Raw genomic sequence first — 22967 nt, forward strand, 5'->3', positions numbered from 1 at the left:
GAGAGGTCTCTCCCCTGCTGCCCCGCCCCGGTACCCCCTCGGCGGCGGCTTCGGTCAGACGCCCGGGCGCGGGCCGCCGACGCCCACCGGTACTCCCTGGCCGATCGTGACCTTCACGGACGTCGTCCGGGGGGCGGTCCGGTTGGATTCGTGCAGGATGCCCAGCGGGTTCGTCGTCATCTCCAGCGTGTACTCCTGCGGCGGCAGATTCATCAGCGCACTGACGTCGAAGGACTGGCCGGCCAGCTCCTTGGCGTAGACGTCCGCCCAGCCGACGGAGATGCCCATCGTCAGGGTCGTCGCGTTGGCGTTGTGCGAACAGGAGTTGTAGACGGGGTTGACGGGGGAGCCAGGCAGCGTGGAGTCGGCGACCTCCAGGTCGACCAGGCAGAACGCCACCTTCGGCGACTCACGCACCACCTGGCCGCCGGCGTTGATGAGCCGGTAGCGGGAGATGCCGTCCATGTGGAAGTGCTTGTGCTCGTCGTGGAACGTCATCAGCCCGACGGGGAGCTCGTACGAAGAGCCGTCGGATCGGCTGATCCGCTGGTACGCGGGGATCACGTTGTTGCCCGGAGTGGCGGCCGCGGCCTCCTCCTTGGTGCGCCGCCCGGTGACGTGGAGGGCGCCGGAGCCGAGGTTCGCGGGCGCGCCGGTGAAGCGGAGCCAGGTGATGCCGGTGTCGGGCTCACGGACCAGGTCGTTCTCCGCGAGCTCCCGCTGGAGCGGTTCGAGGGCGGGGAGCATGTCCGTTGGGGCGTCAACGGCCGAGGCTGCGCCGGGGCCGGTGGCCAGCAGTGCGCCGAGTGCCATCACTGCCGCGGCGATCCAGGTCCGGGCCGTGTGTCCGCTCCGTGCTGTGCGTCTCATGACTGTCCTTCCTTTTGGTGGGCGTGTTGCGGTGTACGGGGCCGAGGAGCTCCGGGGAGCCGGTCACGGCTCGGGCGAGAGGTGTTCGTGGACGACGAGCCAGCGCCCGCCCGGGGACCGCCGGAAGACGACGGTCTCCCGTTCCCGCAGTTCCTCGCCGTCGGCGTCGTCCTGCACGGCCAGGTGGGTGCGCACCCGGTGGGTCAGCACTGCCAGTCCCTCGGCGACGATGCGTACTTCGGTGTCGTCCGTACGGCAGCCCAGCACCCGGAATCCGTCCGCTTCCCAGGCCCGCCACGCGGTCTCGTACGCGGCTCGGTCGGCGAGGATGCGGGGCTGCGTGGGGAAGACGAACGTGGCGTCCTCGGCGAAGGCGGCGAAGTAGCGGCCCGTATCGTGGGCGGCGAAGGCGGCCACCAGGCCGGCAGCGGCGGCCCGCACCTCGGCTTCGGCGCCGGCGCTCCTCCCTCCAGCGACGCTCACCGGTCCACCGCCGGGGAGCCGTCCACGGTCGGGGAGCCGTCCACCGTCGGGAAGCCGTCCACCGTCGGGCCGGTGTCGGCGGGCGCCGGTTCCTGCTCGGCGAGTTCACGCTCGCTGGCGGCCACCGCAGGCTCCTCCGCGGACAGGTCCATCCCGCGGGTCAGCCCGTAGTACAGGACGCCGGAGACGGACAGCCCGACCACGAAGGCCACGTCGATCCCGCCGAGCGCCGCCGCGACGGGCCCGGTGAAGGGGCCCACCACCATGAACGGCGCCATCAGGAGCAGACCGACGCCGTAGGCCAGCAGGCCGCGCCACGCCCAGGCGCCGTAGATGCCGTCGGGTCGCAGGAGGTGGGTGATGGCGTAGTGGCCGCGCCGGACGAAGAAGTAGTCGACCAGGTTCACAGCGGTCCACGGGATCAGCAGGTACAGCATGAGCAGCAGGGCATTGCCCAGGGCGGTGGAGAAGTCCGCCGAGACACTGAGGCCCACGCCGCACCAGACGACGGCGAGACCGCAGACGGTCAGAATCCTGGCCCGCCGACCCGGGCGCAGCGGGCGGACCGAGTCGATCCCGGTGAGGACCGTGAGCATGCCGCTGTAGGCGTTGAGCCCCATGGTGGCCACCAGCGCGAGCACCGACAGCAGGGTCAGAACGGCGCCCAGGCCGCCCACCACCTGATCCCCGGCTTCCCGCGTGCCGGCCAGCGGGTCGCTCATACCGAGGGTGGCGGCCATCCAGGCGCCGATGGGGATGAGCCACATCGGCGAACCCGCTGCGCCGCCGAAGACGGAGGCGACGATGCGCGGCGTCGGGGTGTCGCGGGGCAGATAGCGCGAGTAGTCGGAGACGTACGGCGCGTACGAGATGTTGTATCCCGCAGCGGCGGTGAACTGCACCATGAACGCGACCAGCGTGAAGCCGCCGGCGTCCGCGGCGGCGTCGGCCGCGCCGGTGACCCGGCCGGTGAGTATGCCGATCGACAGCAGCAGCCAGCAGGGGGCCGAGCACCAGAACAGCACCTGGAACGCCCGGTGCAGCCAGTCGTGCCCGTACACCGCCAGGACCACCGCGATGACGGTGATGCCGATCCCTACCGCGGTGACATCCCAGCCGAACACCGCGTTCAGCCCGTGGCCGATGATGATGGTGTCGACGACGTTGAAGCCGACGAAGGTGAACAGCGTCGCCGCCAGGGGCACGATCACTCCCCGGTAGCCGAACTGGCCCCGGGACTGAATCATCTGCGGCAGCCCCAGCTGAGGGCCCTGGCTGGCGTGGAACGCCATGAAGAACGTGCCCACCAGCAGCCCCAGCGCGCTGGCCAGCACCGTCCATCCGACGGACAGGCCGAGCCCGGGGCCGATGAACCCGAGCGAGAGGGTGAAGGGCTGGAAGTTCCCCTGGAACCAGAAGGGGCCCTGCTTCCACAGTCTGCCGTGCCGCTCGGCGAAGGGGACGTGCTGGATGGAGAGGCTTTCGATGACATCCGCGCCGCTGTGTTCGGCATTTGAGCGCTGGACAGTCCGGACCGCCATGGACCCTCCCGTTGTCGTGCGCTCCGGGACATCACGGCCCGGAGCTGAAGGCCCGAGTGTGCGCTCGCCGTCAGCGGAGCGGCAATTGTGCGGCGCTCAAACTCGACCCCTTCCTTTGTGGGCCGCCACGATGCACCATGTGCGCGATGAGGGCACCGACAGCATCGACAGCACCGACAGCGGCCCTGCGGGTCGACGACCTCGTGCGTTCCCCCGCTCTCCAGCTCCGGGTCCTGGCCGGTGCGGACGGGCTGCACCGGCCCGTGTCATGGGCGCATGTGAGCGAGTTGGAGGACCCCACCCCGTGGCTCCTGGGCGCGGAGCTGATCATGACGACGGGGATCGCGGTTCCCCGGACCGCCGTCCGGCAGCGCGCCTACGTCGAGCGACTGGCCGACGCGGGCGTGTCCGCGCTCGCCCTCTCCGCTCGCCTGCATGTGCCGCCGCTGCGTCAGGAGTTCCTGGCGACGGCAAATGAACGGTCCCTGCCCGTACTGGAGTTGTCCTTGCAGGTGCCCTTCATCGCCGTGGCGCAGGAGGTGGCTGCCGCCCTGCAAGCCGGCGCCCGACGGCAGTTGGGCACGCAGTTGCAGGTCTTCGGCGCCCTGCGCTGGCTCGCCACTGAAGACCTCACCGCCGGGGAACTCTTCCGGAGGCTGGAGCGGCTGTCCGGGTACGCGCTCTACCTGTGCACGCCCGCCGGAGGTCTCCTGCTGCCCGGCGTGCCCGTACCCCCCGCGCGGCACGCTGCGCTGCTGCCCGACTCGGCCGACCCGGCCCCGGCCGTCCCCGGCGGCTACGTCCTGCCCGTACCCGCGCCCGGCCGGCCCGCCGGATACCTGCTGGCGCTGGAACGGCAGGGCGACCGGCGAGGCGAGGGCGTGGAACCGGCCGGCCTCGGCGTCGTACAGCACATCGCGACCGTCGCGGCGCTGCAGGTGTCCATGGTGCGTCACGAGCGTGAGACGCTGCGCCGCCAGGGGGCGGAGACGCTGGCGGAACTTCTCCAGGACGCCCTGGACCCGGACACCGCCCGTCGGCACCTCATCCGCCTCGGGTTCGCAGCGGACACGGACGTCCTCCTCGCCGTACTCGACGGAGCGGGCGACGGCCCGCTGGACGACGCCGCGGTGGTGCAGTCCCTGGACGACTCGCCCGTACCGCACCTCGTCCTGCGCCGGCACGAGGGCCTGTACGTACTCCTCGCGGACTCCGCGGACGCCCGCTTCGCCCTCGCGGCGCTGCCGCGCACCCGGGCCGGCGTCTCACGCCCCTTCGCCCCCGGCGGCCCCCTGGGCCTCGCCCGGCGCGAAGCCGTCCTGGCGCTGCGGCGGGCGGGCGTCTCGGGCGAGTCCATGGTGGTGTTCAGCGACGACATGACGGAACGCTGGCTGCACGACGACCCGTCCGTCCTGAACGGACTGGTGGATCAAGTACTCGGCGCGGCGCTGCGGTACGACGCCGAGCACGGCAGCGCGCTGGTGCTCTCGGCGCTGACCTGGCTGGAGCGGGACCGCTGCACGGATGAGGCGGCGCACGCCCTGCACATCCACCCCAACACCCTGCTCTACCGCCTGCGCCGCTTCGCCGCTCTCAGCGGCAAAAACCTGTCGTCGACGGCCGACCTCACCGAGGTATGGCTCGCCCTACGGGCAGCCCACCTCTGCGACCGACTTCCCTGACGCCCGGCAGGGTCGGCGGGCTGATCGGGACGAGGGACTGCGAGAGGTCGTTTCGATCTGCTGGCGCATCTGTGCGGGCGTCGGACGAGGCCGTCGGTGGCCATGGCGCCGACGCGGTCGTTCGGGGCCCCGCGTCAGGGCGGCCGACTCGTGGCCGGCCGCCCCGGGGAGTGCTGGGGCGGGAAGAGGCAGCGGGTAGTGGCGAGCGCGGCGCTGTGCTTCGGGCGGTGCTGGTCGCCCTTGGGCCGGGCGCGGCGCTGGTGGAGGAGGCGTCGGCGTTTCGTACCCCCCGTCCGGTTCACAGCTGGGGGCGGGGGTGGATCCGGGCGCTCGCGACGGCCGAGGCCCGCGTGTTGGCCGGGCGGAGCATCTGCCCGGCGGCCAGTTCGCGGTAGGCGGCGCTGCTGGTGAGCAGGTCTTCGTGCTGCCCGAAGGCGGCGCTGCGGCCGTTGTCCAGTACGACGATGCCGTCGGCGTGCTGGACCGTGGAGAGCCGGTGTGCGATGACCAGCACGGAGCACTCCTGAGTAACGTCCTTCATCACCGTGGTGAGCGCGGTTTCGTTGATGGTGTCGAGGTGGGAGGTGGGTTCGTCGAGCAGGAGGAGTGCGGGGCGGGCGAGCAGGGCGCGGGCCAGGGCGACGCGCTGGCGTTCTCCTGCCGAGAGGGTGCCGCCGCGTTCGCCGAGCATCCCTGACAGGCCGCCCGGCAGCCGTCGTACGACCCCGTCGAGCTGGGCGAGCTCGACGACGCGTCGCACTTCGGCCTCGGTGGCGTCGGGCGCAGCGTAGGTGATGTTGTCCCGAAGCGTGCCGTGGACGACGTGGGTGTTCTGGTCGACGACGGCGATGCGTTCACGGCAGGCGGCGCGGCTCAGTTCGGAGGTGGGCAGGCCGTCGAACAACAGGGTTCCGGAGTCTGGTTCGTAGAACCTGGCGACCAGGGCGAAGACCGTGCTCTTTCCGGCACCCGACCGGCCGACCAGGGCCACCTGCTGCCGATGCGCAACAGTGAAGGACAGGCCCCGCAGTACCGGCAGGCCCGGGGTGTAGCCGAAGCAGAGGTCCCGTAGGGCGAGGACGGGCTCCTCGCGCGAGGCGACATGCCTGCCCGGTTCGCGCGTACGCACCCGGACAGCCGGCTTCTCCGCGGAGGGCTCCGCCGGCAGGGACAGTGCCTGCTCGATGCGCTGGTAGGCGCCCATGCCGCGCTGGATGAGACCGACCGCGCGGAAGACCGACGACAACGGCAGCACCAGGTAGGAGGCGTACAGCAGGAAGGCGACCAGGTCGCCGAGTGAGTTGGCCTGCCCGTTCACCCGCAGGCCGCCGATCACCAGGACGATCAGGAAGGAGCCCTGGACAGCGAGTTCGACCGCGGGGCTCATTACGGAGGCGAGCTTCGCGGTCCGTACACCGGCGTCATAGGCCGCTTCGACGCGCTTTCCGATGCGGGCCGCTTCACGGTCCTCGGCCCGGTGGACTCGGACCATCGGGAGCGCGCCGAGGGCGCGTTCCAGCTCGGCGGCGATCGCGCCCACGGAGTTCTGCATACGTTCTGACGCGACCCGGATGCCCTTGAGCAGCGAGGCAACGATCATGGCGGCAGCGGCCACCGTCAAAGCGACCAGGAGCAGCAGCAGCGGGTCGATCCAGACCATGAGGACGATCGCCCCCGCCGCGACGAGGGCCCCTGTCACCAGATCGACCAGTGCCTGGGACACGACTTCTCTCAGCAAGGTGGTGTCCGAGGTGACCCGCGAGACGAGGTCACCGCTGCGGTGCCGGTCGTACTCCCGCATCTCCAGCCGGAGCAGCCGCCCCACCAAACCGTGGCGCAGCCCTCGTACGACGCCTTCACCCATGCGCTCCAGTACGAAGCGGCCCACCGCGCCCGTCGCCGCCTCGGTGACGAACAGCACCGCCAGAAGCAGCAACAGCGGCCACAAGACCTGCCCCCGACCGCTCGCGTCCACGACATGCTTGGCGACGAGCGGCTGAGCAAGCCCCAGGGCGGAGCCCACCAGAGTGAGCAGGGTGGCGACGGCGACCGAAGACCGACGCCCGGTGGTGAGCCGGTACATGGTGGCGACCGCGGCCCGCGTCGAGCGGTCGCCTTCGGACGCCGCTTGTCCCTGCTCCACGACGGTCTCGGTCATCGGCCCGATCGGTTCGCCGGGGCGACCGTCATCAGCCGGGTGAAGTAGTCGTCCGGTACGCCCTCGTCCACGGGCCGGCCGTCCGCCTCGATCCAGGCGTGTGCCGTGAACGGCGGCACCACGCGTACCCCGGTGCACCAGGTGGGCCATGTTCCGGACAGGCGGCACAGAAGGGCGGCGCCCAGGGAACGGGGCAGGCAGCCCTTGGGGCCGGCGCAGCGCAGGCTCACCGCGCACATGGCATCCCGTGCGTGTTTGGCCTCGGCGGCTGTGGCCGGCCTGGCGCGGCGACGGGCGAGGCCGAGTACAGCGCGGATCCGGCGTGGCGGCAGGAGAGAGAGCGCGAAGGCGGGGAGCAGAACGAGACGGGCAGCCAGTCGCCGGGTGAAGGGCACTCCGGTGGGCCGCTCCAGTGCGCTCGGTGTCGTCATTCGGCCAGCCCCGAGGTCCGCAGTCGCAGTACGAGGGCGTCGACGTCCCGCTTCGCCTGTGCGGGGCTGATGTCGAATTCATCGGTCAGTGCGACCACCGCGTCGGCTTCGTCACCGCCCGCCATCAATGTGCTGACGACCAGCGTTCCGGTGGGATTCAGTTCCCAGTACTCCCCGGCGCGTTCGTCCAGGAGAACCGTGCCGTAGTCGGTCTCGGCAGTGGAGACATAGGCGCCGAACTTCAATGCCATGCGTGTGCCTTTCCCGCTGAGGAGCTGAGGAGCTGAGGAGCTGTGGTCATGGGGTGGCGGGCGTCTTGGGTCCAGTAGTGCGGCCAAGTCCGCGCAACCACACTTCGGCGGCGATGGTCGAATAGAGGATCGCGTCGCGCAGTTCGGGTGTGGCCGGCCGTTGGGCGAGTCGGCGCAGAGCTGCGCCGTCGACCAGGCCGAGCTGCTCCAGCCGCGAGTCTTCCCAGAGTTCCAGCAGGTCGGCGCGGTGTTCGCGCAGTCCGTTGGAGGCGTCCATGGACGCTGCGGCCTTGTTGGTACGACACAAACACGCTTCGGGCACGATTCCGCTCATGGCGGCGGTCAGCAGGGGTTTGTACGCCCAGGGCGTCACCCGCTCGCTCGGTCGGACCGCGAGGCATGCCTCGATCACACGGTCGTCGAGGAACGGTGACGCCATCGGCACCCCGGCCCGGGCCGCCATACGGTCCCACTGGCGGACGATGCGCGTACACGAAAGGATCTGTTCGAGGTCGGTGTGCAGGCCACGGTCCGGATGAAGCGGGACCGCCTTCGCCGCTGCATCGGCCAGCGCCTGTTGGGCCATGTGCTGAGCGTCGGGAGTGACCCAGCCGAAGAGCCGAGGCGGCATGCCCCAGCCGAGGCTGGTGTGGACGGTGGTGGCCAGTGGGTCCCGCAGGCGACCGCCGGCGTCGGCCAGCCACTTCCCGTACGGCCGTGAGTCGGCCAGAGCACGCGCCATGTCTCCGATCGGCCACTGCCACAGGGCTCGGAAGCCGCGAAGCCGACCCAGGGCGAACAACGGCCGGGTGCGCAGCAGCCGGTGGTAGTACGCCTCCGAGCACCAGGCCACGTGGTCACCGCCGATGCCGGTCAGGTGCATTCGGCTGCCGCGCTCGGCCAGGCCGGGCAGGTGGTGCAGGACCCGTGAGCGGTCCATGACGCCGATGGTCGGTTCGTCCAGCAGGTCGTCGATGCCGAGCAGGTCGCTGTAGACGAGCGGTGAGGCATCGGCGTCCCAGACGACGTGTTCGACGTCCGGCAGGGACCGGGCTGCCTGTTCGGCCCAGTACAGGTCGCTGTCGGCGGGATCGCGTCCCGGCCATGTGCTTGCCACGACCCGGGCCGGCGATCGCGCGGCGAGGAAACAGATGGAGGTGGAGTCCAGGCCACCGGACAGATCACAACTGACCACGCCGCCCTGCCGCGTCCGGGCATCGACGGCCTCGGCGAGCGCTTCGCGGACGAGGGGCGCGCCGTCGGCGAGCGTGCGTACCGGCTCGGGAGGAGTCCACCAGCGGGAGTGGCGTACGGTCCGCCCGTCCGCGGCGATGACGAGCGCGTCATGCGGAGACACGGAGGTGATGCCCTGCCACATGGGTGCCTCGGCGAGTGGATGGGGAACGGGCCACAGCAGCCGGACCGCCAGCTGCTTCAGGTCCGGCTCGGTGCCGAGCGCTGCGGCGAGTACGTCAGCACGGGTGGCAGCCACCTGCACCCCGTCCACGGGAGCGTGGAAGACGAGCCGGAGACCGGACGCGGTGCCCTGGACCCTGAGCCGCCCGTCGAGCGCGGCGACGAGATGGAAGCTGCCGGGCAGGGAGCGGGCCAGTGCGTCGAGTTCGGCGAGATCGCGTAGGCGTCCGGCATGGCGCTCGAGCTGTGCCGAGTCGATCGGGCAGCTGCCGATGACAGTGAGCGCGGCGCGGCCGGCGCGCGCGGTGGTGAGGTCCTGGTCGTGCCACTGCCCGACGAGCCAGGGCCGGCCCGAGGGGTGTTTCAGGATGCGTGTTCCGGGGCGGGAGAGGTAGAGGGAGCGGGCCACGGCGGCCGCGTCCTCACAGTCGGTGAAGACCGCGAAGTGCGCGTCGCCGGGGCCCGCCCCCGCACTCTCGTGCAGTTCAGTCATGACGTCGGATCAGAACCGTCAGCCGTCAGTTCTTGCTCAGAACCAGCCGGTCGTTGCCGGAGCTCTGCAGGAGCCCGGTCTTCTTCCGGAATGTCCCGAGCCGGGCAAGCGTCGGAGCTTCGTAAGCCTTCTTCATGACCATCTCCCTCACGTGCAGGTGTCACCCCGCTTCCCTGGCCGGCTGTGAACCAGTTCGAGGCCGGCCTGTTCAGGGGTCATCGGGACCCGGGACTGGGGAAGCGGTGCGTGCAATAAGTACGTGCGTATGTAGATGCGATGGCAAGGGCGCCAAAGAAAATAGGACTAAATGTAAATTGTGGATCGCCTGGGATTGCGCGTTACGGTTCGTGCGTTTAGTCGAAAGTGAAACAATTTAGGCGGGGGTTGGGACAGGGACGGAAAAACGTTTCGACCTGGGCATCCAGGGCGCATATCCGGTGATACGGGGGTGGTGTGCCGCTGGTGCCGGGTGGAGCCGCCGGGGCGCACACCCTCACTGGCCCCGCGCTTCCCCACTTCGATGGCGACCCTGAACCGGCCGCCGCTGGGGCCCCGGGACCGCTTGAGGGGCGCCGGTAGGGGAGCGCACGCTACGTGCCCGAGCGCGACGGATGGCTCCCCGTTCCTGGAGCGGCCTGCCGCCGTCTTCATGCATGACCCGGTGGGCGGTCTCGTCGATGTCGGCGCCATCAGTTACGGCTCGAAAGCGATCCACCCGGTTGAGTCGCCGGGGCATCTCGCGTATCGGTCCCGAGCGGCCGATCAGGTCCACGACCCGATCCGGCGCGCCGGGTTCGAAGGGCTGCCCCCCGGACGGCCGGTGACCGGTGCAGGACTGTCTCGCGGTTGGTGATGAGCCTCCGCGACTTCTGAGCGCGGGTGCGGTACACATCGGAACCAGGGTGCAGCGGTGCAGCGCGGGGTACGGCTCCAGCAGGGACAGGGAGACCGCTTCCCGCCGGGGCATGGCGGCGGGCCGCGGTCGACACCAGGATCTCGGTGAGCGCACCTTCCACGGTGTTGTACGGCTGGAGTACGGCGGCCCGCGCAAGTAGGAGCGTGAGCCGCTGGGCGGACTGTAGGCGAGGACGCTGTGGACACCCAGGTCGCAGGTGGCGTCAACGAGATGGACCCGGGCCCCTGCTTCCTGCTCCGCCCAGGCGTGCAGTGCGGCCAGGTCATCCGGCAGAGCACGGGGTTCGAACACGTGTGGTGGCTGCGTCACGCTCGATCGTCTCCAGCAGAGCATGAACAGCGGCCTGGGCGGCGGACGGCGCCAGGCCGAAGCGCGAACCCACCGCGTAACGGGAAAGAGCCCGGCATGTCTGCCCGTCCTGCCCCGCAAACCAGGGAGACGACAAGGACAGCGGAAGGGCGACCTCGCTCTCATCACCGTGCAGGGACCGACAGGTGAGGCACGCCAGTTCACTGTCCGGCTGCCGAACCAGCAGCGGCGCACATGCTTCACGCGCCAGCACGCCCTCGGCAAGCCGGCCAGCCGCCATGAAAAGCACCGTCCATCCGGTCAAGCGCAGCCGGGCCCGCTAGAAAACGCTCAAGGGCTTCAGCGAGGCTCTCCGCCGGGCTTGCGCATCGGTACGCTCTTTGCCCGCACCCCGCCCCGCCGGCACGACCACCCTGCCGCATCCGTCAGTTCGCACGACCAAACCGACAGCAGCCGGACCGAGCCGGTCCGGAGGTGGCTGCTGGCCACTCCCCCTCCACCTGCACTTCACCCCGGCCGGCTCGTCCTGGCTGAACCCGGTCGAGCGGTGGTTCGCCGAGCTCACCGGCAAGAAGCTCCAGCGCTGCGTCCACCGCTCGGTCCCCGCTTCGCAGGGTCAGATGGTGAGAGTGGGCCAGGGGACGTCGGTTTCGACGGCGGCGGTGTAGTCGACGCCGGGGACAGAGGAGCCGTAGAGGCGGCGGACTTCGGCGCTGAACCAGTCGAGGTCGGCGAGTTCGGTGACGGTGTCGCTGGTGGCGGTGCTCCAGCATTCGGCGACGGCGTTCTGCACGGCGGGGTCGAGTTCCCAGGTGTCGAGGCGGACCCGGCCCTCGTCGTCGAGGTCGAGGGGGCGGGCGCCGGTCAGCTGGTCCCACAACTCCACCAGTTGACCGATCGGGGCCACCATGGCGTCGCCGAGGACGCCGCGCAGCAGCCCGACGTACAGGGCGATGCCGGGGATGGCGGTGGAGGACTGGGTGACGGCAGCGGCGTTGACCGAGGTCACGGCCCGGCCGCCCAGAGTCTTGCCGAGGCGCTCGTCCAACGTGCGTGCGGTGGCTTCCAGATGGGACTTTGCGACGCCGATGGTGCCCTGCCGGTAGATCGCCGCGGTGAGCGGCGAGCCGATGTAGGACAGGGCGGCGGTGGCGAAGCCGTCGGCGAGCAGGGACCGGTCGGCCAGGAACGTGATCCACCGTTCCCAGTCGGTGCCGCCCATCACCGCCACGGTCTGCTCGATGTCGTCGCCCTCGGCCGGCGCGGTGGTGACCTCCCTCACCTCCGGGGAACCGTCCTCGTCGAAGACGAGGGTCTTGGTGGTGTACGGCGAGCCGATCGGCTTGAGGGCCGAGGCATACACCTTGCCGGTGTCCGGGTCGGTGCGGCGAGGCGCGGCCACCGAGTAGATCAGGAAGTCGAGTCGTCCCCCGAACCGCTCGGCGAGGAGGTCGGCAACTTGCTCCTTCACCGTGTCGCTGAACGCATCGCCATTGAGGAAGACCATGTCCCGCCCGTGCTGTTGGGCGAGCCGGGCGGTGGCGGCGGTGCGATACCAGCCCGCCGTGCCGGTGCGCCGCGCGGGCGCCTTCTCGAAGCACACGCCGATGCCACGGATACCGACACGGGCCAGGCCTGCGATCGTAGCGGCCAGGCCATACCCGGCGGACGAGCCGATGACCAGAGCCACCGGCCCTTCGCCCCCGGCGTTGACCGGGGCCGGGACGGCCCGCCACATCTCGTCCACCAGCTGTCGGCAGCCGCCAGGATGGGAGTCGAGGAACAGGAAGCCCCGGCTCTTGGGCGCAATGACGCGTTCGCTCACGGTGTGGTGCCCCAGGTGTCGTCACGGACAAGGACGCGGCGGCCGCCTCGGCCACCCCGTCCTGCAAGTCTGCGGCTGTGCGGATGAACACGGTGATCTTGACCGGCACAACGATGTCTAGCCGGGCTTGGAGGGTTCCCACCAGGGCGTTTCTTTCGGATCACCATGCTGACCAGATGAAGATGGCGGCGAGGTGGAGTCCGGCGAGGTAGATGGTGGCGGTCTTGTCGTAACGGGTGGCTAGGCCGCGCCATTGTTTGAGCTTGTCGATGCATCGTTCGACCGTGTTGCGGCGTTTGTAGGCCTCTCGGTCGAAGGCCGGTGGTCTGCCGCCGCGGCTGCCCAGCCGCTTGCGGTTCGCGGCTTGGTCGGCGGGCTGCGGGATCACGGCCTGGATTCCGCGACGCCGCAGGTGAGTGCGGATCGCACGGGACGAGTAGGTCTGTCCGCGAGGACCATGTCCGGTGTGGTCCTGGGCCGTCCTGTGCCTCGTGGCACCCGGATGCGGGCTATGACCTGCGGGAACGCAGGTGCGTTGCCGGCCTGGCCTGGGCTGATGACGAAGGCCAGAGGCAGGCAGCGGCTGTCGGCGGCGAGAGGGATCTTGGTGGTCAGTCCGCCGCGTGGGCGTCCAAGGGCATGGTCGTCCGGCTCGCCGACCAGGGCCCCTTTTTGGCGGGCCCCGGCGGCGTGTTGGTGAGCCCGGACGATAGTGGAGTCGACCGAAACGACCCAGTCGATGTCGCCTTCGGCGTCGGCCTGGGCGAGCAGGGCTGCCAGGACGCGTTCCCAAGTCCCGTCGGCCGCCCACTTCCGCAGCCGGTTGTGAACGCCCTTCCACAACCCGAACCCCTCGGGCAGGTCTACGACGACGTGGTCCACGCCTCGCGGTCCGAAGGTCGGCCGTGGCGGCCGATCACGCCCGGCTTGAAGGACTCGCAGCTCGTGGTGGACGACAAGGAGCAACGGCACGTCCCGTTCTCTGTGGTGGAGCGGGACGGCGGCACGCTGGTCGGCACTGCGGTGCTGTGGAACATCGACAACTCCAACCGGTCCGCGCACATCGGGCTCGGGTTGCTGCCGTCCTCCCGCGGCAAGGGCTACGGCACCGACGTGGTCGCGGTGCTGTGCCATTACGGTTTCGTCGTGCGCGGCCTGCAGCGGCTGCAGATCGAGACGCTGTCGGACAACGCCGCGATGCTGCGCTCCGCCGAGCGCAACGGCTTCGTACGCGAAGGCGTGCTGCGCTCCTCGGCCTGGGTGATGGGCGAGTTCCTGGACGAGGTGCTGCTCGGGCTCCTCGTCCAGGACTGGAAGCCGGGCCCGAAGGGCTAGGCTGCCGCCCGACGGTCAAGGGCGGGCCGCAGAGCCGACAGGGACGGCCGAAGGCCAGGACGGCGATGTTTGTCCCGCGTGGGCCGTGGGCCCTGTTCGCCGACCGACACTGGGTGGTCGAGCGCACCATGTGCTGGCTCAATGGCTGCCGCCGCCTGTGCAGGTGCTACGAGCGCAGAGCCGAGCACTTCCTGGCCTTCGTCGGCATCGCCAGCGCCCTCATCCTCCCGCCCTACACCAAGGGAGACGACCTCTAAGTAAGCTCTCCGCCCCGGCCGCCGACTGAGCGCCCACTTGGCCGGACGGGAGAGCGCTCCGTTACATCGGTGTTGTGACTGAGCGCTCTACATGGCAGGACTCGCCGGCTGAGGCGTAATTTTTCGTAACTGAGCGTCACGATAGCGAGTGAGGGCTTAGACCGTGTCCTATGTGGTGAGGCGGACGAGTCGTTTGTAGCAGCAGAGGGCGGCGGCGAGGCCGAGAAAGGCCAGGTAATTGCGGGGGTGGCGTTCGTAGCGGTGGTTGAGTCGGCGGTAGCCGGTCAGCCAGGAGATGGTGCGCTCGATGACCCACCGTCGGCGCCCTAATCGTTCGCTGCACTCGACGCCCTTGCGCGGCGATGCGGACGCCGATGCGTTTGCCGCGTAACCATCTCCGCAGGTGAGGAACGTCGTACGCCTTGTCAGCGTGCAGGCGTTGGGGCTTGAAGTGGCGGCCGCGGTGGGGGTCGTGTCTCGTTTGGTGGCCGGCGACCATGGGCTTCAGTGCGAGGCTGTCGTGGACGTTGGCTGCGGAGACGCCAACGAGGAGGGGCAGTCCGTTCGCGTCCTACAGGACGTGCATCTTGGAACCCGACTTGCCCCGGTCCACGGGGCTCGGACCTGTGTGTTCGCCCCCTTTTTGGCCCTCACGTGGGCGGAGTCGAGCACGGCGCGCGAAAGATCAAGCAGGCCGGCGTCGTCGAGCCGGTGCAGGATCTCCTCGTGCAACCGTCCCCACACTCCCGCCCGTGACCAGATCACGAACCGGCGATGCGCGGTCGACTTCGATATGCCGAAACACGGCGGCAGGGCCCGCCACGCGCACCCGCTGACCAGTACGTAGATGATCGCGGCGAACAGCGTCTCATCAGGCGTGTCTTGCGTTCCGCCGCCCTGCGGCCGCACCTTCGAGGGCGGGATCAGCGGCTCGGCGATCTCCCACAGCCCGTCCGGAACAATCCAACTCCACGTACCCCGCCCCATGAACAGCCCAACCACCGCCTCACCACATAGGACACGGTCTTAGGGATTTGAACTGTGCACTTCCCGGGACGGGGCGGGGCGTGCCTGGCGCTCCTGCTCGCAGGAGGTATCGGCCGAGCCGACGCGTGCCGACGGCTGTCAGGGAGCGTCCGTCCCTCGTTAAACCGAGCCGCGGAGAACCAAGGCGTCGTACCGTGGCGCGGTGGGAAACACATTTGGTGCTGGGCAACAGAGTCTGTATCTCTCCAACGGCGGCACGGAGGTGTTCATCGACGTGCTGATGCTGGCGGTCTCTGACCTTGTCGAAGACGTATGGGACTGCCGCTTCGCGGCTCTCCTGACGCTGCAGGATCAGAGCATCATGGGACGAGGAGCCGTCGGATTCAACCTGGAAGACATCGACTGGGGCACGACGCCACAGGAACGATCCCGTTCAAGGGACTTCGTGCTGTGCGCCACCACGCTTGCGATGAGCCGCCACCGCTGGAGCGAGCTGGATTACGAACCTCCCTTCGCTCAGAATTACCTGCGCCAGTTCAAGGACATGGTCGAGTCATTCGTGCCCGCCGACGCTTTTCATGGCACCGGAGTCTTCCCCGGCCTAGACGAACGAGCTCTGGCCTGCTGCACACGACACCGGATCTTGAGCGCGCTCCCTCACTGGGAGGGGTGCTTCCTCTGCACCCAGCCGAGATAGCGCGACCCAACCTGCGCATTGGAGTTCGCGAAATCGGCCGACTGGGTGCCCGGGGACAGCCGAGCAGCGCCCGTTCCTCACGCCGTCCGGTGGCAGGGAGCCATTGCCGGGCCAGCGGTGCCGTATGGTGGTGTTTACCGACGCGGGGTGGAGCAGTTCGGTAGCTCGCTGGGCTCATAATCCAGAGGTCGCAGGTTCAAATCCTGTCCCCGCTACTGCTCAGAAGGGCCTGGTTCCTAGTGGATCCGGGCCCTTCTGCCATGCGGTCGGTTTTCCAGCTTTTCGTTTAGTCGCCGAGGATCCGCTCCCACAGCAGCCCGTCCCGCCAGCTCCCGTCGAGAAAGATCGAGGAGTGCGCGACGCCGTACGGGCTGAACCCGTTGCGGCGTAGCACCCGCTGCGACGGCAGATTCTCCAGATTGGTGGACGCCTCGGCGCGGTGCAACCCGAGTTCGTCCGTCATCACCCGGAGTGCAAGCCCGACGGCGTGCCCGGCGTGCCCTTGATTCTGGGCGACGCTGGCGATCCAGTATCCGACGGAGCCGCGGCGCAGGTGCGGCTGCGGCAGGATGCCTCCGACGGTGACCTGCCCGATCACCTGGTCGTCGGCGAGCACCACGCCCGGCCAGACCGCGCCGGCCCGGTATCCGGCCAGCAGGCTGTCGATCCGCTCCGCCTGGCCCTCCGGGGTGAAGAAGTCGGCCGGCTGGGCCGGTTCCCACGGCCGGAAAGCCTCGAAGTCCCGCACCCGATGCGCGGCGATCGGGGCGGCGTCGGTGGGCTCGATCAGGCGGATCCTGGTGCTGCTGCGCATGGGCTGATCCTCGTCGCGGTGCGTCGGATGAGACGGCAGCCTATGCGAGGGTGCCCGCGCCGCCGCACCCTATGCCCGCCGGAGGATCGAGTCGATCGCGCAGCTCGTGTTCTCGATACCCTGCGCGCAGAAAGTGCCTTCCGCTTGGACCGACAGAACCCCTCGACAAGGTTCATCGTCCCAGCTCAGAAGGCACTTTCGTGTTTCCTCCCTGCTTCCGGCCTCATCTCAACCGAAACGGCGAGGTCAGTGCTTCGGGTGGCGGACTTACCGCTCGGGGACTTGGCGCGCAGGGTTGCCCCGACTTAGCCCGCCCGGGCGGCGGTGAGGTGGGCGTCCACGGCGACGACACCGTCAATGCCCTGGCAGAGGCCCACGACCACGGGGACGAGACGCGGTTCCGGGACGTGACCCCGCAGGGTGACGGCCCCGTCCCGGACCTCGACTGCGACGGTGCCTTCGCTCAGGCCGAGGATGCGCCCCAGGACGTCCTGCTCGACCTCGCCGCGGATCTCGGTGTCGGAGCGGATGAATGCGTCGAGGAGGTCACTGCGGCTGACGATGCCGGTGAGGAGCCCGTCGTCGCCGACCACCGGCAGCTGCTTGACGTGCCGCCTGCGGAGTTCCCGCGCGGCCCGGGGGATCGTCCAGTCGGAGCGGGCGGTGAAGACAGGGCGGCTCATGAGCGCGTCCGCGGTCCGGGCCCGGACCTTGCCCCAGGCGTGCTCGTCGTTCCCGTCCTGTCCCTGCGGGTCGGGCATGCCGGTCTCGTGCCGCAGCACGTCGGTCGCGGACACGATGCCGAGGGGGGCGCCGTCGTCGTCGACGACCGGGGCCGAGGCGATGTCGTTCGCGTCCAGCAGGGCGGCGACCTCCTGGAACGGGGTGTCGGGGCGGAGGGTGACGACCTCCTCGGTCATCACGTCACCGACCGTGCGGCGGTGCAGCATGGCACTGGCCTCCTCCGTTTTGCGACGGGGCGGCCGAGGGCGGACCGCCCGGGCGGACAACGCGCGGCGCCGGCCTCCGCGGCCCTGCCGGCTCGTCTAATGCAGTCTCCCTACCCATGACAGCACCCCGCCGCTCCGGCGACCAGTGACGTTCGACCTGGCGAGGGCGGCCAGCGGCCCTGCCGGGAGTGCCGCCGACTGCGGGATAGGTGCTTGGCACCTCTGGAGTTGCGTTTCCCCGAGGCGTCGCGCTGTTCGGCGACGAGGGGGAAGGATTCTGGCCCTCGTCGACAGTGTGAGAGATCGACGAGGAACTCATGGCTGAACTGGCAGCCATTGGCATCTTCGTAGAAGATCCGCCTGCCCTCGGCGAAATGGAGCCTGGCGAGGAGGCGCGGAACGCTGCGTAAAAACCAGCCCGACCACCGTCTCGACGGTGCCGAGAGCGCCGAGGACGAACCGGTGGTCCCCACTACCCGTCGCCCGAGCGAGCCACAAACATGTCAGCCCACCCACCAGATACGCCTGCCAAACCGGCCGGGAGCGGCCTGAGCGCACGCGCGCAGCCCCAGGTGATGAACGCGGCAAGCACCAGCACCGTGGTGGCGAACGCCGACTCAAGGTGCAAAGAGTCACTGGCTAGTGTCACCCCTGCCCTCATACCTGCCGCAGCTGCCGGAATCCTCTATGGCCGCGGAGCGTCTACGTCACGCATGCTGCTCATCCACGCGAACGGTGCCATCCGGCGACCCGGACCTGCGGTTCGCCCTCGACATGAGCCCTTGGTCTCCGGGCGGTGGTCCAGCGGGCCGCGTTCTCTGTTCATCACCTGCGGACTGCGGACTGCGGACTGCGGAACATGGTGCAATGGAACAGTACTCATGAGTACCCCCCTAACGTCCCGCGCTCGTCCCCGCGGACTGGACTGCCTGGCCGCCGCACACAGCGGGTGATCAACCAGACCGGCACCGATTTCCCCGACGACGCCCCCGACCGGCTGGACGCAGGCGGACGGGTCGCCTGAACCGTGGAGCGCTGCATCGACATCCGCTGGCTGCTCGAGCGCCAGGCGGACGTACTGCCCACGCACCCACACGTCGCCGCCATCGCCGCCATTGCCGCCACCGCGTCAACACCCCCGCGTCGGCACCAGCGTCGACAACTCCTGGCGCGCCGCAGCTCTCCTGCACGCCGTCGTCCACCTCCGACCCCTCCCGGCCCGCAACGCCCTGTACGGGGCCGCCAAGGTCGCGGCGTACATGGACGCGACGGGGGAAGGCCATCGACGCCCCGTAGGGGGCGCTGATCGACCTCTGCCGGGACATCGACGCCGGCCGCACGGACGCGTACGACGCGGCCGGCCGCATCCGTTCCTGGCGCCTTTGGCACCTTGAAGATCCCCTGGAGAGCGTTGCGTCCGCGCCTGGGCTTCGTCGCCGGTCTGCGCGGAGGCGTCCGGATCAGGCGGCCGTTGTCGTCGGTCGGGGCGAGGAAGTGAAGGCCGTGGCGGTGGTGCTTGCCGGAGTAGTTCGGCCTGGTTCGCTTGGCCGGTGCGGCGCTGCGTGGGGATGAGGGTGCCGTCGGTCAGGACGACCTCGCCGCCGCGCCCCGCGATCTTCTTGAGGGTGCGGTCCAGGCGCGGGACCTTCGCGGCGAGCAGACCGATGACCTCGTCCCGCCTGCGGCGGATGGTGGTGGCGGAGATGTCGTTGCCGCCGGCCATGTCGGCCACGCGCTGGTCGTGCAGCAGCACGGCCAGGACGATCACCCCGATCTTCCCGGGCGGTAAGGCCCACCAGCGCGATCGTATCGCCTTGAGATGGCGTCACAGCAGGTCAGCGAGGTAGTTGAGGGTGCGCGTCGACAGCGGCAGGCGGCACTGGTAAACAAGGGAGACGGTGTCTCGGCGTGTTCTTTGGTGTCTTCACACAATTCCAACGGCCGCCGGGGGCACCTCGGTTACGCCCGCGCCGCACCGCCGCCGGAAGTCACAGGCGGGTGGTGAACCGGCCGTCGGGCAGTTTCCACAGACAGCCGCGGCCCACCAGCTTGCTCAGCTTTCCACGCAGTGGCTCCAGCTTGCCCCGCACGCCGGTGTCCAGCCCCAGCTCCTCGCCGACCTGCCGGGTCATGACGGGCCCGGCGGCCTGCCGTACGACGGAGAGGATGCGCTGGTACTCCGGCGGAAGCGCGGTCTCCTCCACGCCCGACGCACGGTGCGGGACCATGCGCACCGTCTGGCCGCCCACCGATGCCGTCACCGGCGCAGCCGGGGCACGCTCCTCGACTATCTGCTCGCTCATCCGCTGCAGAACCCGTTCGGCGACGGCGAGTTCGTCCGGCTCGGCCCGCACCTCCGCCAACTGCTTGACCAGCTGTTCTTCGAGTCCGTCCAGTTCAGCGCGGCGCGCGGCGATTCGCTCCGACACCTCGGGGTCCACCATGCGTCGGATCGTAGAAGGCACATCGACGGCGAGGGGCAGAAACCGCCGAACCGCCTGACAGACGATCTGCACGGCAGACAGCCGCCCACCGCGCTGTCCTGGTACGGGATGGAGGTCTGCTGAGCCGCTCGGTTCCTCAAACCGCTCCGAAGGAACCGAGGCCACGCTTCCCGTGGGCTGGGCTCCTCGCGCTTCACGCGCGACCTGGTGCGGGCCGGTTGAGCAGCAGGTCGGCGGCGCGGGCGAGAACCTCGGCGCGGGTGCGCTCGCCGTGGTCGGCGGCGAGGAAGTTCTCACCAATTGCCACGCAGAAGGCGAGCAGGCTGCGGGCCTCGACCTCATCTGCGTCGGAGCAGAAGGTGCCGATCATCTGGCGCAGCAGCGCCATGCGCCCGTTGTCGACCCTTCGCAAGCGCTCGGCGACCGCCTCATCGCGCCGGGCCCAGTCGCGGATCGCCAGATCGATGGGCAGCAGACGGTCGTTGGAGAACGTGAGTGCGCCCGCCCGCTGGATCTTGGTTTTGGGGTCGCCGCCCTCGCGCTCGACGCGGTCGAGCACTTCATCGACACTCTCCCGCTCCCAGGCGTCCAGCATCGCCTCGAGCAGCGCGCCACGGTCGGCGAAATACCCGTAGAAACCGCCCTTCGTCACGCCGATCCGCTTCGCCAGCGTCTCGATGCGGACGGCCTCCGGGCCGCCGTCGGCCAGTGCCTGCAGCCCTTCCTCGACCCACCTGCCACGCGGCGTGCGAATAGCGCCCACGACGTGTCCCACCTCACTTCTCCAGAAATATACGGTGCCGTATAACTCTACTAGGCTTGCTTATACGCACCCGTATATGTCTCACGACAGGGAAGGCGGTAGTGGCAATGAGGCTCCCAGAAGCAGCCCACACCGATCAGCCGTGGCGGATCCACGAGCTCACCCGAGACTTCCGGCTGGAGGATGTGTGGGCCTACCGCACACCTGGCGCCGGACCCGATGACTTCTCCATGATGCTCGCCGCGCTCGAGGCGGCCGACGGACCCGCGAGCCAGTCCCCACTGGTCCGGTTCCTCTTCGCGGTGCGCTGGAAGCTCGGTGCCCTCTTTGGCCTGGACAAGCGCGAAGGGGGTATCGCGGCGCGGGTTCCGTCGCTGCGCGACCGCCTGCCGCGTGACCTCCGCGAGGTCCCGAGTGGCTCTGAATACGGCCCGTTCACCCCGGTGTACGGGCTCGACAACGAGTGCGCCCGCGAACTGGCGAACAAAACCGTTCACACGATCATGCACCTCGGATGGGTGCCGACCGCGAGCGGCGAGCACGAGCTGCGCATGGCGGTCCTCGTGAAGCCCAACGGCCTGATCGGCCGGCTGTACATGGCCGCCGTCGCGCCGTTCCGGTATCTCATCGTCTACCCGGCACTGACCCGGCAATGGGAACGCGCGTGGCAGGAGCGCGGGGGCCCAGACGAGGAAGGCGGCGGCAGCCCGGAAACCATCGAAAGTGCCGTGGGGAAGAACAATGTCCCGGCGTCGGTGCTCAACCTCAGTTCCTTGCCCGACGCCGACTATGTCGACATGTTCACCCTCGCCACGGACGCTGAGGCGAGCCCGGAGGAGTGGGCCCGGGCGATGTTCGGCGACGTGCCCAGCCTCCCGGGGCGAGTGATCTGGCGTGGCCTGCTCGGTCTGCGGCTCAGCCGGGGGCGATCGCCGGACACCGTGGCCGGCTGGCGGCTCGCCGAACGTGGCGAAGACTGGGTCAGGCTCGAGGCGGCTTCGTGGTTTCTCAGCGGCAACCTCGTCGTCCGGGTAGCCGATGGGCGGGTGTCCTTGGTTACGGTCCTGCGCTATGACCGGCTCCTCGGCCGGATCATCTGGACACCGTCTTCCGCCGTCCACCGCCGGCTGACACCCGGCCTGCTCCGCGATGCGGCGTCAAAGATCCGGGCACGCCGGTCCCGAACCGGATCGCCCTCGTAGGCAGAGGAATCCGCCCCTGCGGCCGATGTTGAAGCCCTCCCCCCGCCCCGTTGGCAAGGCGCGCCAACGGGGCGGCCGGGCACGTGATGTGGCTCAGGTGCCGTCGATCAAGCGGATCGCGAGTTCGGGGCCGAACTCGCCCGCCGGGACCGTGGGAGCGATGCCGCATTCGCGCCATCGGAGTTGCCGGGGGTCTTCACCCACGGCAGCAGGTCCGCACCGGCACTGGTAGACAAGGGAGACGGTGTCCTCGGCGTGCTCTTTGGCGTTCTTCACCCCATTCCAACGGCCGCCGGGGGGGCACCTCGGTTACGCCCCCGCCAACGGGCCGTTACCGGTGGTGCGGGCGGTCACAGGCGGGAGGCGAACTTCCCGTCGGGTTGTTTGTGCCGCCAGCCGCGGTCGGCCAGCTTGCTCAGTTTCCCGCGCAGCGGCTCCAGCTTGCCCCGTACCCCGGTGTCCAGCCCCAGCTCCTCGCCGACCTGCCGGACCATGACCGGTCCGCCGGCCTTCCGTACGACGGAGAGAATGCGCTGGTACTCCGGCGGAAGCGCCGTCTCCTCCACACCCGGCTCTCGGTGCGGGATCATCAGCACCGCCCGGCCGCCCAGCTGTGCAGATACCGGCGCGGCCGCAGCACTCTCCTCGGTGATCCGCTCGCTCATCCGCTCAAGGACCCGGATCGCGACGGCCAGTTCGCCCCGCTCGGCCCGCACCTCCTCCAACTGCTTGACCAGCCGTTCCTCCAGCCCGTCCAACTCCGCGCGCCGCGCGGTGATCCGTTCCAGCGTCTCGGGGTCCACCATGCCCCGGATCGTAGGAGCCCTACCGGCAGCGGCAGGCAGAAACCGGCGAAACCGCCCTGCCAGATGATCTACACCGCAGACTGTCGCCCACGACCTGCACGAGCACCCCGAACGAACGTCACGCCAGCCCAGTTGACCAGCGATTATCAAGATGGCAGCCTGACCGGCTGCCCCTAGTCGTCGGTGCGATCGCCCGGCGTGTCGGAGGTTCGACCACGCTGTGTGGCTGGCTCTGGCGTGGGGGGACAGTTTCCGCTAAGCGGAGTCGGCCCTAATCGGTCGGCGACAGGTTGCCGAACGCCTTGATCCGACCTCGTGGCGCTCGGTTGCTCGTGGC

General features: G+C 69.5%; 19 protein-coding genes, 1 tRNA gene and 4 pseudogenes. 7 read left to right on the forward strand and 17 right to left on the reverse strand.

All coding sequences use genetic code 11. The features are described from left to right. Positions 1-54: 54 nt before the first annotated feature. The 3 genes from ABZX79_RS30770 to ABZX79_RS30780 form a co-directional block, all read right to left on the reverse strand. Entirely contained in the window at positions 55-870 is an 816-nt protein-coding gene (locus tag ABZX79_RS30770; RefSeq protein WP_355264934.1) for a lysyl oxidase family protein, read from the reverse strand. A 63-nt stretch (positions 871-933) separates the two neighbouring features. Further along, the gene (locus ABZX79_RS30775; RefSeq protein WP_355264937.1) at positions 934-1353 is read right to left on the reverse strand and encodes a nuclear transport factor 2 family protein; all 420 of its coding nucleotides are present in this window, start codon (positions 1351-1353) and stop codon (positions 934-936) included. Then, entirely contained in the window at positions 1350-2894 is a 1545-nt protein-coding gene (locus tag ABZX79_RS30780; protein WP_355264940.1) for a cytosine permease, read from the reverse strand. The genes ABZX79_RS30775 and ABZX79_RS30780 overlap by 4 nt, the downstream gene beginning before the upstream one ends. A 146-nt stretch (positions 2895-3040) precedes the next feature. Between ABZX79_RS30780 and ABZX79_RS30785 the strand changes: the two genes are divergently transcribed. Further along, complete coding sequence (locus ABZX79_RS30785; RefSeq protein WP_355264943.1) at positions 3041-4576, forward strand: PucR family transcriptional regulator; 1536 nt, start codon at positions 3041-3043, stop codon at positions 4574-4576. Positions 4577-4874: 298 nt separating this feature from the next. Here the strand turns inward: ABZX79_RS30785 and ABZX79_RS30790 are convergent, their stop codons facing one another. From ABZX79_RS30790 to ABZX79_RS30820, 7 genes and pseudogenes are all read right to left on the reverse strand, one after another. Beyond that, positions 4875-6734 (reverse strand): ABC transporter ATP-binding protein, encoded by a 1860-nt coding sequence (locus tag ABZX79_RS30790; protein ID WP_355264946.1) that lies wholly within the window; start codon positions 6732-6734, stop codon positions 4875-4877. Beyond that, positions 6731-7165, reverse strand: coding sequence for a lasso peptide biosynthesis B2 protein (locus ABZX79_RS30795; RefSeq protein ID WP_355264949.1), 435 nt, complete (start codon positions 7163-7165; stop codon positions 6731-6733). Before ABZX79_RS30795 ends, ABZX79_RS30790 begins: the two co-directional genes overlap by 4 nt. Next, entirely contained in the window at positions 7162-7416 is a 255-nt protein-coding gene (locus ABZX79_RS30800) for a lasso peptide biosynthesis PqqD family chaperone (protein WP_355264953.1), read from the reverse strand. Before ABZX79_RS30800 ends, ABZX79_RS30795 begins: the two co-directional genes overlap by 4 nt. Positions 7417-7462: 46 nt before the next feature. Continuing rightward, positions 7463-9325, reverse strand: a complete 1863-nt coding sequence (locus ABZX79_RS30805; RefSeq protein ID WP_355264956.1) for a lasso peptide isopeptide bond-forming cyclase — start codon at positions 9323-9325, stop codon at positions 7463-7465. A gap of 25 nt (positions 9326-9350) precedes the next feature. Beyond that, complete coding sequence (locus ABZX79_RS30810) at positions 9351-9461, reverse strand: keywimysin-related RiPP (RefSeq protein ID WP_215138045.1); 111 nt, start codon at positions 9459-9461, stop codon at positions 9351-9353. 1705 nt (positions 9462-11166) lie between these two features. After that, a complete protein-coding gene (gene fabV / locus ABZX79_RS30815) occupies positions 11167-12375 on the reverse strand; it encodes an enoyl-[acyl-carrier-protein] reductase FabV (RefSeq protein ID WP_355264960.1) in 1209 nt (402 codons plus the stop codon). Positions 12376-12535: 160 nt separating this feature from the next. Beyond that, positions 12536-13239 (reverse strand): annotated as a pseudogene (locus tag ABZX79_RS30820) (IS5 family transposase); the annotation flags it as partial. On the opposite strand from ABZX79_RS30820, the pseudogene ABZX79_RS30825 reads away from it, so the two are divergent. After that, positions 13234-13710 (forward strand): annotated as a pseudogene (locus tag ABZX79_RS30825) (GNAT family protein); the annotation flags it as partial. The pseudogenes ABZX79_RS30820 and ABZX79_RS30825 sit on opposite strands and share 6 nt — an antisense overlap. Positions 13711-13820: 110 nt before the next feature. Then, positions 13821-13967 (forward strand): annotated as a pseudogene (locus ABZX79_RS30830) (IS5/IS1182 family transposase); the annotation flags it as partial. A gap of 168 nt (positions 13968-14135) precedes the next feature. Here the strand turns inward: ABZX79_RS30830 and ABZX79_RS30835 are convergent. Next, positions 14136-14954: pseudogene (locus ABZX79_RS30835) on the reverse strand (IS5 family transposase). A 202-nt stretch (positions 14955-15156) separates the two neighbouring features. On the opposite strand from ABZX79_RS30835, the gene ABZX79_RS30840 reads away from it, so the two are divergent. Together ABZX79_RS30840 and ABZX79_RS30845 are read left to right on the forward strand one after the other, a co-directional pair. Further along, positions 15157-15651, forward strand: coding sequence for a hypothetical protein (locus tag ABZX79_RS30840; RefSeq protein WP_355264963.1), 495 nt, complete (start codon positions 15157-15159; stop codon positions 15649-15651). Positions 15652-15792: 141 nt separating this feature from the next. Further along, positions 15793-15866 (forward strand) — tRNA-Met (locus ABZX79_RS30845). Between the two features lie 71 nt (positions 15867-15937). Here the strand turns inward: ABZX79_RS30845 and ABZX79_RS30850 are convergent. Both ABZX79_RS30850 and ABZX79_RS30855 read right to left on the reverse strand, forming a co-directional pair. Beyond that, positions 15938-16465, reverse strand: a complete 528-nt coding sequence (locus tag ABZX79_RS30850; RefSeq protein ID WP_355264966.1) for a GNAT family protein — start codon at positions 16463-16465, stop codon at positions 15938-15940. A 305-nt stretch (positions 16466-16770) separates the two neighbouring features. Continuing rightward, positions 16771-17415, reverse strand: a complete 645-nt coding sequence (locus tag ABZX79_RS30855) for a CBS domain-containing protein (RefSeq protein WP_355264969.1) — start codon at positions 17413-17415, stop codon at positions 16771-16773. Between the two features lie 1543 nt (positions 17416-18958). Here ABZX79_RS30855 and ABZX79_RS30860 point away from each other — a divergent pair. Next, a complete protein-coding gene (locus ABZX79_RS30860) occupies positions 18959-19204 on the forward strand; it encodes a hypothetical protein (RefSeq protein ID WP_355264972.1) in 246 nt (81 codons plus the stop codon). Positions 19205-19403: 199 nt separating this feature from the next. Here the strand turns inward: ABZX79_RS30860 and ABZX79_RS30865 are convergent, their stop codons facing one another. Both ABZX79_RS30865 and ABZX79_RS30870 read right to left on the reverse strand, forming a co-directional pair. Beyond that, positions 19404-19859, reverse strand: a complete 456-nt coding sequence (locus tag ABZX79_RS30865; RefSeq protein WP_355264975.1) for a hypothetical protein — start codon at positions 19857-19859, stop codon at positions 19404-19406. Positions 19860-20052: 193 nt separating this feature from the next. Continuing rightward, a complete protein-coding gene (locus tag ABZX79_RS30870; RefSeq protein WP_355264978.1) occupies positions 20053-20622 on the reverse strand; it encodes a TetR/AcrR family transcriptional regulator in 570 nt (189 codons plus the stop codon). A gap of 107 nt (positions 20623-20729) precedes the next feature. On the opposite strand from ABZX79_RS30870, the gene ABZX79_RS30875 reads away from it, so the two are divergent. Next, positions 20730-21824 (forward strand): DUF2867 domain-containing protein, encoded by a 1095-nt coding sequence (locus tag ABZX79_RS30875; RefSeq protein WP_355265152.1) that lies wholly within the window; start codon positions 20730-20732, stop codon positions 21822-21824. Positions 21825-21917: 93 nt separating this feature from the next. On the opposite strand, the gene ABZX79_RS30880 is transcribed toward ABZX79_RS30875, so the two are convergent. Both ABZX79_RS30880 and ABZX79_RS30885 read right to left on the reverse strand, forming a co-directional pair. Beyond that, on the reverse strand, positions 21918-22100 hold the full coding sequence (locus tag ABZX79_RS30880; protein WP_355264981.1) for a hypothetical protein: 183 nt from the start codon (positions 22098-22100) through the stop codon (positions 21918-21920). A 74-nt stretch (positions 22101-22174) separates the two neighbouring features. After that, complete coding sequence (locus ABZX79_RS30885) at positions 22175-22630, reverse strand: hypothetical protein (RefSeq protein ID WP_355264984.1); 456 nt, start codon at positions 22628-22630, stop codon at positions 22175-22177. Positions 22631-22967 lie beyond the last annotated feature (337 nt).

The sequence above is a fragment of the Streptomyces sp. NPDC002994 genome, from assembly GCF_040611155.1.
GTDB lineage: Bacteria > Actinomycetota > Actinomycetes > Streptomycetales > Streptomycetaceae > Streptomyces.

Coding starts and splice junctions, on each gene's coding strand:
- ABZX79_RS30780 (WP_355264940.1), bottom strand. CDS start 2,894: ATGGCGGTCCGGACTGTCCAGCGCTCAAATGCCGAACACAGCGGCGCG.
- ABZX79_RS30790 (WP_355264946.1), bottom strand. CDS start 6,734: ATGACCGAGACCGTCGTGGAGCAGGGACAAGCGGCGTCCGAAGGCGAC.
- ABZX79_RS30885 (WP_355264984.1), bottom strand. CDS start 22,630: ATGGTGGACCCCGAGACGCTGGAACGGATCACCGCGCGGCGCGCGGAG.
- ABZX79_RS30785 (WP_355264943.1), top strand. CDS start 3,041: ATGAGGGCACCGACAGCATCGACAGCACCGACAGCGGCCCTGCGGGTC.
- ABZX79_RS30770 (WP_355264934.1), bottom strand. CDS start 870: ATGAGACGCACAGCACGGAGCGGACACACGGCCCGGACCTGGATCGCC.
- ABZX79_RS30805 (WP_355264956.1), bottom strand. CDS start 9,325: ATGACTGAACTGCACGAGAGTGCGGGGGCGGGCCCCGGCGACGCGCAC.
- ABZX79_RS30810 (WP_215138045.1), bottom strand. CDS start 9,461: ATGAAGAAGGCTTACGAAGCTCCGACGCTTGCCCGGCTCGGGACATTC.
- ABZX79_RS30795 (WP_355264949.1), bottom strand. CDS start 7,165: ATGACGACACCGAGCGCACTGGAGCGGCCCACCGGAGTGCCCTTCACC.
- ABZX79_RS30850 (WP_355264966.1), bottom strand. CDS start 16,465: ATGCGCAGCAGCACCAGGATCCGCCTGATCGAGCCCACCGACGCCGCC.
- ABZX79_RS30800 (WP_355264953.1), bottom strand. CDS start 7,416: ATGGCATTGAAGTTCGGCGCCTATGTCTCCACTGCCGAGACCGACTAC.
- ABZX79_RS30855 (WP_355264969.1), bottom strand. CDS start 17,415: ATGCTGCACCGCCGCACGGTCGGTGACGTGATGACCGAGGAGGTCGTC.
- ABZX79_RS30865 (WP_355264975.1), bottom strand. CDS start 19,859: ATGGTGGACCCCGAGGTGTCGGAGCGAATCGCCGCGCGCCGCGCTGAA.
- ABZX79_RS30875 (WP_355265152.1), top strand. CDS start 20,730: ATGAGGCTCCCAGAAGCAGCCCACACCGATCAGCCGTGGCGGATCCAC.